Here is a 14616-nt window from a genome sequence, read left to right as displayed (position 1 = left end):
GGCAGTGCACAGCATCGCCTCACGGGCGGGGCTCAGTTTTCGCGATGGTCCGCGTGCCTGAGGACTGATTCAGTGCCGGACGGCGTCCGGGGAGCGCTTCACGCCTGCGGCGGCCAGGATCGCACCGAGGGCGCAGAGCGTGCCGGCGACGAGCACGGAGGTGTGGACGCCGTTCATGAATGCCTGGTGGCTGCCTTCGGTGACGGCTGTACGAAGGGCGGCCGGCATGGTGTCGGAGACGGGGGCGATGCCCATGGCGACGGCGTCCTTGGCCTCCAGCAGGCCGTCGGCGACGGGTGCCGGTGCTCCCGCTGTGGCGAGTTCGCCGGTGAGGGTGGTGCCGACCCTGCTGCTGATGAGGGAGACGAGGACGGAGGTGCCGAGCGCGCCGCCGATCTGGAGGGCGGTCGCCTGGAGGCCGCCGGCCACTCCGGCGTCCTTGACGGGCGCGTTGCCGACGATGGCGTCGGAGGAGGAGGCCATGACCATGCCGACGCCCAGGCCCAGGGCGACGAACGGCGGCCACAGGAGCGCGTAGGAGGAGTGGGCGTCCCAGCTGAGCATGGTGAAGCAGGCGATGCCCTGGAGTGCCATGCCGAGCGGCATGGTGAGGCGGGGTCCGAACTTGTCGGTGAGGGCGGCGCCCAGCGGGGAGGCGACGACCGAGGCCAGGCTCAGCGGCAGGGTGCGTACGCCGGCTTCGACGGGGGTGAAGCCGCGGACGTTCTGCAGGTAGATCATGACGAAGAAGATCACGCCGAGCAGGACGAAGAAGTTCAGCGCGGTGATGACGGTGCCGATGGTGAGCGCGGGGTTGCGGAACAGGCGCATCGGCAGCAGCGGCGAGGAGACGCGGGTCTGCCACCAGCCGAAGGCGACGAGGAGCAGCAGGCCGGAGCCGATGGCACCGAGGGTGCCGCCGGAGGCCCAGCCCCAGGTCTCGCCCTTCACCACCCCGAAGACGAGCAGGAGCGTGCCCGCGGCGAGCAGAACGACGCCGAGGACGTCGAACTTCTCCTGCGCGGCGGCCTTGTTCCGGCTCTGCGGGAGGACGGCCGCGCTGAAGGCGAGGGCGATGACGCCGATGGGGGCGTTGATGTAGAAGACGGATTCCCAGTCGACGTGCTGGACGAGGAGGCCGCCGACGATGGGGCCGAGGGCGGTGGACACCGAGGAGACCATGGCCCAGATGCCGACGGCCATGCCGAACTTCTTCGGCGGGAAGACGGCGCGGAGCAGGCCGAGGGTGTTGGGCATCAGCAGGGCGCCGAAGAAGCCCTGGAGGGCGCGGAAGGCGATGACGCCTTCGATGGAGCCGGCGAGGCCGATGGCCACCGAGGCGAGGGTGAAGCCGGCGACGCCGACGAGGTAGAGGGTGCGGCGGCCGAAGCGGTCGCCGAGCTTGCCTCCGAGGATGAGGGCGGCGGCGAGGGCGAGCAGGTAGGAGTTGGTGACCCACTGGAGGTCGGAGGTGGAGGCGTGGAGGTCGCGTCCGATCTCGGGGTTGGCGATGGCGACGACGGATCCGTCGAGGCCGACCATGAAGAGGCCGAAGGCGACGGCGATCAGGGTGAGCCACGGGTTGGAGCGCCGCTCGCGGGCGGGGGGGCTGCTGGGCGGGCGGTGGGAGGTTTCGGCGAGGGTGCCGGCGGAGGGCATGGCTGTGTCGAGTTCTTTCGGTTCACGGCATGCCGGCGCGGCGGCCGTGAGCAGGGGGGCGCGGCGGCCGGCACGGGTGCATGCGCAGGTGCAGGAGGTGAGAGGAGAGGCCGCGACGGGGCCGGGCCCGCTCGAACCATGCGGGCGGGGCGGGTCAGTGCGCGGCGTGCAGGCGCTGGTCGAGGCTGTTCAGGGCGCCGAGCGCGGAGCCGAGGGCGTCGAGTTCACCGTCGGTCATGGTGCGCAGGACGCGGACGACGCGGGCGCTCATGATCTGCGCGACCTCGCCGAGTCGCCGCTGGGCGACCGCGGTGAGGTGGAGGTGCGCGACGCGCTTGTCGGCGGGGTCCTGGCGGCGTTCGAGCAGCCCCTGCTCGGTGAGCTGGGTGACCAGGGCGCTGACGTTGCTCGGCTTCATGAGCAGCGCTTCGGCGGCGGCACGCACGGTGGTGCCGTCGTGCGTCGAGACGTAGCGCAGGAGCGCGAGCTGAGCCTCGGAGGGCTTGGGGTACGGGTAGTCCTGGTCGACGTACCGCTCGAGTGCTCGGCCCAGCGCGGGCAGGCAGGCCACGAGGCCGGCGGCCGTGTGGTCGAGGTCCTGCGCGGACTCGCTGGAGGGGAGCATGACAGCATTCAACTATGAAGATATAGCTATGCCAAAAGACCTACCTCCCCTGCGTGGATGACGTCACGGCGTGAACGCGGGGGCCGACCGCCCCAAGGGCGGCCTGCGCCTCGCCACCGCAGGTCGCAGGTCGCAGGTCGCAGCACCTGCCCTTTGACTGAATCCTTTCACATCCGTTCACATCACCCTCTTGACCGTCTACCAGAAGCCATGCTTCTGTGTGGCTGAAACGATTCATACGCCGACGCACACAGCGCGGCCCAGGTTCCGAGGTTGCCCAATGACTGTCGTACGGGACGCCGTGAAGGCCGCGCTCAAGACCCAGCGCATCGAGACCCCCTCCTGGGGCTATGGGAACTCCGGCACCAGGTTCAAGGTGTTCGCGCAGGGCGGTGTCCCCAGGACCCCGTGGGAGAAGCTCGACGACGCGGCGAGGGTCCACGAGTTCACCGGCGTCGCCCCGAAGGTCTCCTTGCACATCCCGTGGGACCGCGTCGACGACTACGCCGCCCTCGCCGCGTACGCCGAGGAGCGCGGTCTGGAGCTGGGCGCGATCAACTCCAACACCTTCCAGGACGACGAGTACCGCCTCGGCAGCGTCTGCCACCCGGAGGCGACGGTGCGCCGCAAGGCCGTCGACCATCTCCTGGAGTGCGTCGACATCATGGACACCACGGGTTCGACGGACCTGAAACTGTGGTTCGCCGACGGGACGAACTACCCGGGGCAGGACGACATCGTCGGCCGCCAGGAGCGGCTGGCGGAGGCGCTGGCCGAGGTGTACGAGCGGCTCGGCGACGACCAGCGGATGCTGCTTGAGTACAAGTTCTTCGAGCCGGCGTTCTACACGACGGACGTGCCGGACTGGGGCACCTCGTACGCCCACTGCCTCAGGCTGGGTCCGAGGGCTCAGGTCGTCGTGGACACCGGGCACCACGCCCCGGGCACCAACATCGAGTTCATCGTGGCCTTCCTCCTGCGGGAGGGGAAGCTCGGCGGCTTCGACTTCAACTCGCGGTTCTATGCCGACGACGACCTGATGGTCGGGTCCAGCGACCCGTTCCAGCTGTTCCGGATCATGCACGAGGTCGCGAAGAACGGCGGCCTGGACCCGGCCACGAACGTGGCCTTCATGCTCGACCAGTGCCACAACATCGAGGCGAAGATCCCGGCCGTCATCCGCTCCGTGATGAACGTCCAGGAGGCCACCGCCAAGGCGCTCCTCGTCGACACCGACGCACTCGCCGCCGCCCAGCGCGACGGCGACGTGCTCGGCGCCAACGCCGTGCTGATGGACGCGTACAACACCGACGTACGTCCGCTGCTGCGGGAGGTGCGCGAGGAGCGGGGCCTGCACCCCGACCCTGTCGCCGCGTACGCCGCCTCCGGGTGGCAGGACCGGATCGCGGCCGAGCGCGTCGGCGGCGAGCAGGCCGGCTGGGGCGCCTGACCGACGCGCCCGACGAGGCACCGCGCCCTGGCGGTGCCCGCGCCCTGACGGGGCACCCACCCCCAAGGGGTGCCCCCCGGGGTGCCCCCTCCCCGGGTGCCCCCTCCCCCTGACTCTTCGACCCGCGAAGGACTGATCGCACATGCCCACCCCTCCCGAAGTCGCCGCGCTCCTCGACCGCGCGCACCGGCTGGGCTCCGACCCGCGCAACACCAACTACGCCGGCGGCAACGCCTCCGCGAAGGGCACCGTCACCGACCCGGTCACCGGCTCGGACACCGAGCTGATGTGGGTGAAGGGGTCCGGCGGCGACCTCGGCACGCTGACCGAGAGCGGCCTCGCCGTGCTGCGTCTGGACCGGCTGCGGGCGCTCAAGGACACGTACCCGGGTGTGGAGCGCGAGGACGAGATGGTCGCCGCGTTCGACTACTGCCTCCACGGCAAGGGCGGCGCGGCACCGTCCATCGACAGCGCCATGCACGGCCTGGTCGACGCGGCCCACGTCGACCACCTCCACCCCGACTCCGGCATCGCGCTGGCCTGCGCCGCCGACGGCGAGAAGCTGACGGCGGAGTGCTACGGCGGGAAGGTGGCGTGGGTGCCGTGGCGGCGCCCCGGTTTCCAGCTCGGCCTGGACATCGCGGCGATCAAGGAGGCCCACCCGGACGCCGTCGGCGTCGTGCTCGGCGGGCACGGCATCACCGCCTGGGGCGCCACCTCCGAGGAGTGCGAGACGAACGCCCTGTGGATGATCCGCACGGCCGAGACCTTCCTCGCCGAGCGGGGCGAGGAGCAGCCGTTCGGTGCCCCTCTGGACGGCTACGGGGCACTGGACGAGGAGGTACGCCGGGAGCGGGCCGCCGCACTCGCCCCGCACATCCGGGCGATCGCCTCCCAGGACCGGCCGCAGGTCGGCCACTTCACCGACTCCGACGTCGTCCTCGACTTCCTCGCCCACGACCGGCACCCGCGCCTCGCGGCCCTCGGCACCTCGTGCCCGGACCACTTCCTGCGCACCAAGGTCCGCCCGCTGGTCCTGGACCTCCCGGCCGGCGCGCCGCTGGACGAGGCCGTGACCCGGCTGCGGGAGCTGCACGCCGAGTACCGGGAGGAGTACGCCGCCTATTACGCCCGGCACGCCACCGCCGACTCCCCGGCGATGCGCGGCGCGGACCCGGCGATCGTGCTGGTCCCCGGCGTCGGCATGTTCTCCTTCGGCAAGGACAAGCAGACCGCGCGCGTCGCGGGCGAGTTCTACGTCAACGCGATCAACGTGATGCGCGGCGCCGAGGCCGTCTCCACCTACGCCCCCATCGAGGAGGCGGAGAAGTTCCGCATCGAGTACTGGGAGCTGGAGGAGGCCAAGCTGCGGCGCATGCCGAAGCCGAAGCCGCTCGCCACCCGCGTCGCGCTCGTCACGGGCGCGGGCTCGGGCATCGGCAGGGCCATCGCGCAGCGGCTGGTCGCCGAAGGCGCGTGCGTGGTGGTCGCCGACCTGAACGGCGACAACGCCACGGCGGTCGCCGAAGAGCTGGGCGGCCCGGACAAGGCCGTGGCGGTGACGGTGGACGTCACCTCCGAGCAGCAGATCGAGGCCGCCTTCAAGGCGGCCGTGCTCGCCTTCGGCGGCGTCGACCTCGTCGTCAACAACGCCGGCATCTCGATCTCCAAGCCGCTCCTGGAGACCACCGCGCGCGACTGGGACCTCCAGCACGACATCATGGCCCGCGGCTCCTTCCTCGTCTCCCGCGAGGCCGCCCGGATCATGACCGCGCAGAAGCTCGGCGGCGACATCGTCTACATCGCGTCCAAGAACGCCGTCTTCGCCGGCCCGAACAACATCGCCTACTCCGCCACCAAGGCCGACCAGGCCCACCAGGTCCGCCTGCTCGCCGCCGAACTCGGCGAGCACGGCATCCGCGTCAACGGCGTCAACCCCGACGGCGTCGTCCGCGGCTCCGGCATCTTCGCCGCCGGCTGGGGCGCCCAGCGCGCCGCGACGTACGGCATCGAGGAGGAGAAGCTCGGCGAGTTCTACGCCCAGCGCACCCTCCTCAAGCGCGAGGTCCTCCCCGAGCACGTCGCGGGCGCGGTCTTCGCCCTCACCGGCGGCGACCTCACCCACACCACCGGCCTGCACATCCCCGTCGACGCCGGCGTCGCCGCCGCCTTCCTGCGCTGACGGCCCTTGATCCCACCTGGGGCGGGTGACTGACGCACCCGCTCCAGGTGCCCCCAGCTGACCGGCGGCGTGATGCCGTACGGGAACCGGCCCCGACACCGTGCCCGCCGGGCACGGCCGGCCGCCCCCATCCCTCCTGCCGTGCCCGCCGGGCGCCGGTCGCTCCACCTCTCCTGCCGTTCCCTGACGAGCCGCCCGCACCACAGAGGTATGCCCCGTGACCACTACTCCCCCGTCGTCCGCCTTCTCCTCCGCGTTCGCCGCCGTCGACCTCGGCGCCACCAGCGGACGGGTGATCGTCGGCCGGGTCGGGCCGGACACCCTCGACCTCACCGAGGTCCACCGGTTCCCCAACACACCCGTGCGACTCCCCGACGGGCTGCGCTGGGACGTGCTCGCACTCTTCCAGGGCATCCTCGACGGACTGCGCGAGGCCGCCCGATCCGGCGGCGTCGCCTCCATCGGCGTGGACACCTGGGCCGTCGACTACGGTCTCCTCGACGCGGACGGCGCCCTGCTCGGTCACCCCTTCCACTACCGCGACGAGCGGACCGGCGAAGTCGCCGAACGTGTCAGGGCCGAGATCGGCCGCGAGAATCTGTACGGCATCACGGGCCTTCAGCACCTGCCGTTCAACACGATCTTCCAGCTGGCGTCCGCCGAGGGAACCGTCCAGCGGGACACCGCCCGCACCCTGCTGCTCGTCCCGGACCTGCTGGTCCACTGGCTCACCGGGTCCGTCGGCGCCGAGGAGACCAACGCCTCCACGACCGGACTCTTCGACGCCCGCACCGGCACCTGGTCCGAGGAACTCCTGAGCCGGCTCTCCCTCGACCCGGGCCTCTTCCCGCCGCTGCGCTCCCCCGGCGACCCGGCCGGCACCCTGCTGCCCCACGTGGCCGCGTACACCGGGCTCGACGTGCGGACGCCGGTGACGACGGTCGCCTCGCACGACACCGCCTCCGCGGTCGTCGCCGTGCCCGCGGCCGAGCCGGACTTCGCCTACATCTCGTGCGGCACCTGGTCACTCGCCGGCCTCGAACTCGACGCCCCGGTGCTGAGCGAGGAGTCCCGGGCGGCGAACTTCACCAACGAGCGCGGGATCGACGGCACGATCCGCTATCTGCGCAACATCATGGGCATGTGGCTCCTGGAGGAGTGCCGGCGCACCTGGGAGAAGGAGAACCTGCCCACCCACATCCCCACGCTCCTCGCCGACGCCGCCCGAGCCGAATCCTTCGCCTCCCTCGTCGACCCGGACGCCCCGGAGTTCCTCGCGCCCGGCGACATGCCGGCCCGCATCCGCGACCACTGCGCGCGCACCGGCCAGCGCGTCCCCGGCAGCCAGGGTGCGGTCGTCCGCTGCATCCTGGAGAGCCTGGCCCTCGCCCACCGCCGCACCCTGCGGCAGGCCGCCGAACTGGCCGGCCGCGGCATCAGCCGGATCCACCTCGTCGGCGGCGGATCGCGCAACGACCTACTGTGCCAGCTCACCGCCGACGCCACCGGCCTGCCCGTCGTCGCGGGCCCCACAGAGGCCACCGCCCTGGGCAACATCCTGGTCCAGGCCCGCGCCGCCGGACTCGTCGGGGATCTCGCCGACATGCGCCGCCTGATCGCCTCCACCCAGCACCTGCGGCACTACACCCCCCGGGGCGACACCGCCGCCTGGGACGCGGCCGCCGCCCGCCTCGACTCCGCCCCGAGGAACTCCTGACGCGCGCCGCCCTCTCCGCCACCCGCGTCAACGACGCCGTCCACCCGTCCACGGCCGTCGCCACCATGAAGCCCCTCGAACGCCTCGGCGTCACGGGGGACTTCCCGGCCGCCGCGACCTGCCGCGGCCTCACCATGCACGTTCGCCCCGGTGAGATCGTCGGCCTGCTCGGCGCCGACGGTGCGGGCAAGATCACACCCTTTCGGCACACGAGACGGCGGCGGCCGGCGTCGATCGGCGTCGCGCGATCGCTGATCGGGAGTCGCCGCCCCGCTTGAGGGAGGCCGTCGTGGGGGAGGCTTCCGCGACGCGGACGGCGGGAAGGGCTGGTGTGGTGCGGCGGATGAGGGCGGATGTCGCGGTGGCGGGCAATGGTGTGCTCGGCTTGTCGCTCGCGGTGGAACTGAAACGCCGCGCCCCGGGGCTCCGGGTGGTGTTGGTCGGGCCGGCGTCACGGCCGGGCGGGGCGACGGCCGCGGCCGGTGCGATGCTCAACTGCTTCGCCGAGGTCACCGACACCACGCACCGCCATCCGGCCTCGCGCGCCAAGTTCGCGATGGCCCGGACGGCACTGGACGCGTGGCCCGACTGGCTCGCCGCCCTCGGCGACGGAGCCGGGAAGGGCCCCTCCCTTGCCTCGCCGGGGACGTTCGTGGTGCTGGGCGCCCAGGCCACCGCGACCGCCGTACGGAACTTCGACGCGGTCCAGGAGGCGTTGAAGGAGCACGCCGAACCGCACCAAGAGGTCCAGGCCGCGGACATCCCCGGTCTGCGGCCCGTGCCCCACGAACGCCCTCTCCGCGCGCTCTACCTGGAACGCGAGGGCGCCGTCGACGCACGCGCAGTCCTCCAGTCGCTGGAAACCTGCGGCCGCCGTCTCGGTGTCACCGTCACCGACGGCAGCACGACGCACCTGCTGACCGCCGGGGGCCGGTGCACCGGCATGCGCCTGGACGACGGCACCGAGATCGCCGCGGGCGCCGTCGTCGTGGCCGCGGGTACGGCCTCCGGTCCCCTCCTCGACCAGTTACTCCCCGGCCGAACCCCGCCGATGCTGCACGGCACGGGATGTGCCGTGCGTACCCTGCGCCACACGAGGCCCGGCTTCGACCGGGTGATCCGCACCCCCACCCGTTCCGGTGCGTGCGGCATGCACCTGGTTCCGCTGGGCGGCGGCGTGGAGTACCTCGGGGCGACCAACGTCGTGTCCTTCGCCCCACCCCCCGGACCGCGCCTCGGCGTCACCCAGTTCCTGCTGCGCTTCGCCACCGACCAGTTCGACACCCGTCTGGGCATGTCGGCCGTCCAGGGCTGGCACTACGCCGGCCGCCCCGTCCCCCTGGACCGCTTCCCGCTCCTGGGCCCGACCGGAATCGACGGCCTGTACGCGGCGACCGGCACCTACCGCGACGGATTCCACAGCTCGCCCGTCATCGCCCGTCACCTGGCCGACACCATCCTCGACCCCGGCCCCCTGCCCGAACTCCTGGCTCCCTTCGCCCCGGTGCGCGACCCCATCGAGACGATGACGGTCGAGGAGTCCATCGACCTGTTCGTGTCCGACGAGGTCGAGACGGCCGCCGAGTACGGGATGCGCCTGCCGTACTTCCTCGACACCGAGCCCATCGCCGCCCGGGCCCGCAGCCAGGCCCACGAGGCCCTCGAACGGCTCGACCGACCGATCGCGCTACCCCCCGAGATCCTCGCCGCGGCCCACGCCGCGCCTCCCACGCACCTCCGGCACCTCAACACCTACCTGCGGACCTCTCCCCCCACAGCCGGTTCGGTGCCGTCGCCGTAGAGGCCGAAGAACGCCTGGACGCCCGTCGGGCAGTCCTAGTCCCACTGCTCGTCGGCGAGGGAAGCCACGGGCTGGGGCTTGCCGATGAGAGCGAGGGCGATGAAGAAGTTGATCTGGCCGATGGCGACGGTCAGCGTCGCCATGGCCTTGTCGTCGTAGTGCCTGGCGGCCTCGGCGTACACCTCGTCGGTGACGCGCTCGCGGCCGTGCGGGGCAGGCTGGACAGTGGCCTCGACCAGGGCGAGGGCGGCGCGCTCGGCGTCGGTGAAGTAGGGGGCGTCCTGCCAGGAGGAGACGGCGGTGATGCGCTCCTCGGACTCGCCGGCCTTCCGCAGGAAGCTGGTGTTCAGGACGGTCAGGTACGTGTTGTGCACGATCTGCCCGGCGCGCAGGTGGATCAGGTTGATCGTGGTGCGGGGCACCGACTTGTTGCCGGTGGCGCGGAAGAGGGCGGCGGAGATGTCCGCCAGCTCGGGCACGAACTCGCCCGGGTTCGGCATGCGGGAGATCGAGGTGCTGCGGTTCGACATGGCGGGCTCGCTTTCAGATCTGTCTGGTCGGTGTCTTCACTGGACTGACGGACGGACCCGGCGCGATGTGACAGGACTCCGGTCGGAATTCTCACTTCGCGTACACCCGGCCCGACGGGGGATATCCCGCAAGCCCCCAGCCGATCACGGCCCACCCGGCGACGTCGCGAGGGATCGGCCGACTGCGCGCCGCCCGGAACACGATCACCGCGGCCCCTCTTCAACGCCGGCCACAGCGCCGCGGACACCGAACCAGGGGCCTCCGGCCCGGGCCAAGGCTGGGGTGGGGGCGGGGCTGGGCCGAGGCTTGGGCTGGGGCGGGGCATGCCCCCGCCGACGATCTCTGAGATCGGCTCCGACCGCGATTGCCTGATGGCCGGCCGTACGCGCGGAGAGGGTGTGTCAGAGTGATGGCCATGACCCGTTCCGAGTCTCGTGACGAGCTGAGGGCGTATCACGTGCCCGGCAGCAACAGCATGAGTGGGAGTGCGAGTGGGATGAGTCGTCCATGGCTGCGGTGATCGCGATGCTGGAACAGCTCGGGGCCGTCGCCCCGCTGACCGCCGAAGCTGCGGCCGCGCGGTTCGCGGACCAGGAATGGACGCCCGGCGGCAAGACCCGTGACGGCGTGCAGACCTCCTGGGACAGGGACGGCATCGGGGCCTGGATCCGGACGTGGAGCAGCGCGACGGTCACCGTCTCGTTCAGCGTGTGGATCCGCGACGTGGACGAGTCGGGCTACTTCGACGATCTGGACGCCGTCTACGAGGAAGGAGAGCAGGTCCTTGCCGACTTCCTCCCCGAGATCGAGCGGTCCTCCTTCGCCGGCCAGCTCGTCGAGGCCGAGCAGACGTTGGAGGACGAGGACGAGTTCATCGCGCTGAAGAAATGGGCCCTCGACGACCGGATCCTGACAGCCGGGGTCATCCAGCCCGACACGGACCTCCCGGTCATGGTCGTCGTGGCCTTGGAAACCGCCACCGTCACCGCCACCTGACACGGAACCCCGCCGTCGGAGGCATCAACCGATCCCGTCACACATCAGGCCGACTCAGAAGCCGCGGGGAACACGAACTCACCATGGCCTCTCAGCATGCCCGCCAATCTGCCGAAACAGCCGACGGACATGGGGAAGCAATGCGCCCGCCCGTCCGTATTCCTGTCGGGGGAAGCAGCCAAGCGGGCTCCGGGGACCACACGCCACCAGCCGCGACAGACCGTCGTCCGCACCTGATGGCCGCGACACAGATCCGCTGCCTGCCTGCCCGCTTCACTGATGAGGCTCACGAAGCACGTCACACCCATGGCATCACCGATGACCAGCCGTCCGCCGGCCAACGAGATCGGTCCCTCGTCGAGCGGCTTGATGAAGCCGTACTTTGTTGAGTTGCTGCTCAGGCCGCCGAGCCGGCTCATTTCGAGGCGCCATGGCGTCGTGCTCCACATTCGTTCTGGTCGGCGAGATGACCGGGCTGTTACGCGGGTCCCCCGGGCCCGGTGGATACTGAGGTCCGATGGCTTCAACCCGCGCTACGCGCCTTCGCCGACTCGCTCGTACGCTCACCGACCGATTCGACCTCGACCACCGGCGGCTGGGGGTGGTCGAGGCCACGTGGTCCGGCTCGGCGCAGGAGTGGACGTTCACGTGGACCGACGGGCCGACGGTGTCGCAGGTCATGGCGGCCTGCCGGGAGGCCGAACCGGAGGCGGGCGAGGGCCTTCGGTACGTGCGCGTGCTGTCGGAGGGCGCCGTCGCACTCGGCGCCGTCCGTCTCGCGGTTTCGCCCACCAGCGGCGCGGGCCGTCGCCCCCTCGTCAGCCCGGCCGATGTGGAGGCGTTGCTGCGGGACGAACCGTTTCCCCTGCCACACACAGACCGGGAACTGGCACTCGTGTACGCCGTGATCTACGAGATCCACGACGCGCACCACCGCGACCGGGCCCACCCCGGGGAGATCTGTGACCTCATCAACCGGTACGGCCTGGCGATGTTCCTGCGTCGGTGCGGTGCCGCACTGTCGCCCGTCGAGACCCTGACCGACCACTACGCGGCGACGCACGCCCACCCTCTGTGGCGCTGGCGGCTGGTCCCGATGGACGCGGAAGTGCTGTTCCGGGCGGTCCGGGAGGACCCGCGGGCGACGGCGGAATTCATCGCTGCCGCCCTTGCCCTGCTGCCCGGGCTCCCCGCCGAGTTCGCCTTGGCCGAAGGCGAACTCCTGGCCAGGCTCGAGCGCGCCGCTCCGACGCCGTCGTAACCGACCGGTCGAGGTGGTCAGGCCGATGTCGGGCAGACCCAGGTCGGCGGCGAGGGGGCGCGGACGAGGAGGTCGCCGACGGCGGCGATCATGGCGCCGTTGTCGGTGCACAGGGTCATGGGCGGGGCCCGGAGTTCGACCCTCGCGGCCGCGCACCGCTCCTCCGCCAGGGCCCGCACCCGGGAGTTCGCGGCCACCCCGCCCACCACGACGAGGGTGCGCACGTCGTACTCCCGGCAGGCGGCGAGCGCCTTGCGGGTCAGGACGTCCGCGACCGCCTCCTGGAGGGAGGCGGCGCCGTCGGCGATCGGGAGCCGCGCACCGCTCTGGTGGTGCTGCTCGGCCCAGCGGGCGGCGGCCGTCTTGAGTCCGGGGAAGGAGAAGCCGTAGGGGTGGTCCTTCGACCCGAGCAGGGGCCGCGGGAAGGCGACCGGGCCGGGGTTGCCGCCGCGGGCGGCGCGGTCGATGGCCGGGCCGCCCGGGTAGGGCAGGCCGAAGACCCGGGCGACCTTGTCGAAGCACTCGCCGGCCGCGTCGTCGATGGTGTCGCCCAGGTGCAGGATCGGATCGCGTACCAGGTCGCGTACGAGGAGCAGGGAGGTGTGGCCGCCGGAGACGATCAGCACCATGCACGGATCGGGCAGCGGGCCGTGTTCCAGGGTGTCGGCGGCGACGTGCCCGGCGAGGTGGTGCACGCCGTACAGGGGTACACCGGCCGCGTACGCCAAGGTCTTCGCCCCGGCCAGACCGACCTGGAGTGCGCCCGAGAGGCCGGGGCCGGTGGTGACGGCGACGGCGTCGATGTCGCGCAGCCGCAGCCCGGCCTGGTCGAGCGCCTCCTGGACGACCGGGTTGAATGCCTGGAGGTGCGCGCGGGCATCGTCTCCGGCACCACGTCGCCGAAGCGCGCATGTTCGTCCATGCTCGTCGCCACCACGTGGGCCAGCAGTCTCCCGCCGGAGACGATGCCCGCGCCCGTCTCATCGCACGAAGACTCGATCCCGAGCACTACCGGAGCTGCGACGCCGACCTCTTTCGCCTATCTCACGCAATTACAAGTGATATGCAAAAAGGTACTCGGCCGGTGGGTTCCGCGGCGCCCGGTCGCTGCCGCCAGGGTCAGCATCCCGGGTGGGCGGGCAGGGGTACGCGGCCTCACCCTCCGGCCCCCGGTGCGGTGAGAGGCGGTCGGGGCCCTGCGACTGGAGCCGCGTGAGCCGAGGCTGCGGGGGCCGTCACGCCTGGGTCAGTGGCCGGGGAGGGGACGCTGTCCGGGGCCGTTGTAGGCGCCGAGCGGGCGGATCAGGGCGTTGTGTTCGAGCTGTTCGGTGATGTGGGCGCTCCAGCCGGTGATGCGGCTCATCACGAAGATGGGGGTGAACATCGGGATGTCGAAGCCCATGAGGTGGTACGCGAGGCCCGCCGGGTAATCGAGGTTCGGATGGATTCCCTTGCGGCTGATCATCTCGTGGCGCAGGGCGGCGTGGAGGGTGGCGAGGCGGGTCACGTCGGGGGCGGCGGCGCGGGCGACGAGGCGGTCGGTGGCCTCCTGCATGATCGGGACCCGGGAGTCGCCGTTCTTGTAGACACGGTGTCCGAAGCCCATGATCTTGCGCTTGGTGGCCAACGCGTCGTCCAGCCACTCCCCCGCCTTCTCCGGGTCGCCGATCTCGTTCAGCATGTGCATCACGGCCTCGTTGGCGCCGCCGTGCAGCGGGCCCTTGAGGGCGCCGATGGCCGCGGTGACCGCGCTGTACAGGTCGGAGAGGGTGGAGGTGACGACGCGGGCAGTGAAGGTGGAGGCGTTGAAGCTGTGCTCGGCGTAAAGGATGAGGGAGATCTCGAAGCTGCGGACCACAGCCGGATCGGGTACCTCGCCGAAGCACATGTGGAAGAAGTTCTCGGCATAACCGAGGGACGCGTCGGGCTGGAGCGGGGCGAGGCCGTGGCGGCGCCGGTGGTCGGCGGCGACGACGGTCGGGAGCTTGGCCAGCAGAGAGAGGGACTTGGTGCGGTTGGCGGCGATGCTGCCGTCGTCCTCGGTGGGGTCCTCCGAGCCGAAGAAGCTGACGGCCGTGCGCAGCACGTCCATCGGGTGGCAGGTCTCGGGCAGGCGGGCGAGTACTTCGGCGGTGGTGCGGTCCAGGGGGCGCAGGGCGCGCTCCTGCGCCTGGAAGGCGCGCACCTGTTCCGCGTCGGGCAGTTCGCCGTGCCACAGGAGGTGAGCGACTTCCTCGAAGGTGCAGCGGGCGGCGAGGTCCTGGACGGGGTAGCCGCGGTAGGTGAGGGAGTTGGTCTCCTGGATGACGGTGGAGATGGCGGTGGTGTCGACGACGACACCGGAGAGACCTCGGTGGATCTCGGGTGCGGTGGCGGTCATGGTGGCCTCCGGTG

At 71.5% G+C, this 14616-nt stretch carries 12 protein-coding genes and 1 pseudogene; 7 read left to right on the top strand and 6 right to left on the bottom strand.

From position 1 onward, the window contains the following. Positions 1-69: 69 nt before the first annotated feature. Positions 70-1659 (bottom strand): MFS transporter, encoded by a 1590-nt coding sequence (locus tag ACIGHB_RS32775; protein WP_399918277.1) that lies wholly within the window; start codon positions 1657-1659, stop codon positions 70-72. A 154-nt stretch (positions 1660-1813) separates the two neighbouring features. After that, complete coding sequence (locus ACIGHB_RS32770) at positions 1814-2284, bottom strand: MarR family winged helix-turn-helix transcriptional regulator (protein WP_388881525.1); 471 nt, start codon at positions 2282-2284, stop codon at positions 1814-1816. 280 nt (positions 2285-2564) lie between these two features. Between ACIGHB_RS32770 and rhaI the strand changes: the two genes are divergently transcribed. The 5 genes from rhaI (at position 2565) to ACIGHB_RS32745 (ending at position 9434) form a co-directional block, all read left to right on the top strand. After that, positions 2565-3734 (top strand): L-rhamnose isomerase, encoded by a 1170-nt coding sequence (gene rhaI / locus ACIGHB_RS32765; RefSeq protein ID WP_399918274.1) that lies wholly within the window; start codon positions 2565-2567, stop codon positions 3732-3734. A 142-nt stretch (positions 3735-3876) separates the two neighbouring features. Beyond that, positions 3877-5916, top strand: a complete 2040-nt coding sequence (locus tag ACIGHB_RS32760; protein ID WP_399918272.1) for a bifunctional aldolase/short-chain dehydrogenase — start codon at positions 3877-3879, stop codon at positions 5914-5916. 217 nt (positions 5917-6133) lie between these two features. Beyond that, positions 6134-7633: a rhamnulokinase family protein gene (locus tag ACIGHB_RS32755; protein ID WP_399918270.1), complete on the top strand. Its 1500-nt coding sequence runs from the start codon at positions 6134-6136 to the stop codon at positions 7631-7633. A 65-nt stretch (positions 7634-7698) separates the two neighbouring features. Next, complete coding sequence (locus ACIGHB_RS32750; RefSeq protein ID WP_399918268.1) at positions 7699-7911, top strand: hypothetical protein; 213 nt, start codon at positions 7699-7701, stop codon at positions 7909-7911. Positions 7912-7976: 65 nt separating this feature from the next. Then, complete coding sequence (locus ACIGHB_RS32745) at positions 7977-9434, top strand: NAD(P)/FAD-dependent oxidoreductase (RefSeq protein WP_399918266.1); 1458 nt, start codon at positions 7977-7979, stop codon at positions 9432-9434. Positions 9435-9469: 35 nt separating this feature from the next. Here ACIGHB_RS32745 and ACIGHB_RS32740 read toward each other — a convergent pair whose 3' ends face one another. After that, entirely contained in the window at positions 9470-9964 is a 495-nt protein-coding gene (locus ACIGHB_RS32740) for a carboxymuconolactone decarboxylase family protein (protein ID WP_391084375.1), read from the bottom strand. 508 nt (positions 9965-10472) lie between these two features. On the opposite strand from ACIGHB_RS32740, the gene ACIGHB_RS32735 reads away from it, so the two are divergent. After that, positions 10473-10961, top strand: coding sequence for a hypothetical protein (locus ACIGHB_RS32735; protein ID WP_399918264.1), 489 nt, complete (start codon positions 10473-10475; stop codon positions 10959-10961). 44 nt (positions 10962-11005) lie between these two features. Here ACIGHB_RS32735 and ACIGHB_RS32730 read toward each other — a convergent pair whose 3' ends face one another. Further along, positions 11006-11380, bottom strand: coding sequence for a hypothetical protein (locus tag ACIGHB_RS32730; RefSeq protein ID WP_399918262.1), 375 nt, complete (start codon positions 11378-11380; stop codon positions 11006-11008). A 98-nt stretch (positions 11381-11478) separates the two neighbouring features. On the opposite strand from ACIGHB_RS32730, the gene ACIGHB_RS32725 reads away from it, so the two are divergent. After that, entirely contained in the window at positions 11479-12222 is a 744-nt protein-coding gene (locus ACIGHB_RS32725) for a hypothetical protein (protein WP_399918260.1), read from the top strand. Positions 12223-12266: 44 nt separating this feature from the next. On the opposite strand, the pseudogene tsaD reads toward ACIGHB_RS32725, so the two are convergent. Together tsaD and ACIGHB_RS32715 are read right to left on the bottom strand one after the other, a co-directional pair. Further along, positions 12267-13231, bottom strand: a pseudogene (tsaD, locus tag ACIGHB_RS32720) (tRNA (adenosine(37)-N6)-threonylcarbamoyltransferase complex transferase subunit TsaD); the annotation flags it as partial. A gap of 237 nt (positions 13232-13468) precedes the next feature. Beyond that, positions 13469-14602, bottom strand: coding sequence for a bifunctional 2-methylcitrate synthase/citrate synthase (locus tag ACIGHB_RS32715; protein WP_399918258.1), 1134 nt, complete (start codon positions 14600-14602; stop codon positions 13469-13471). Positions 14603-14616 lie beyond the last annotated feature (14 nt).

Origin of the sequence: Streptomyces sp. NPDC085460 (assembly GCF_044541975.1) — a bacterium.
In the GTDB taxonomy this organism is placed as follows: domain Bacteria; phylum Actinomycetota; class Actinomycetes; order Streptomycetales; family Streptomycetaceae; genus Streptomyces.
Note: the sequence above shows the minus strand (reverse complement) of the source record. Positions and strands in the feature narration are given on the sequence as shown.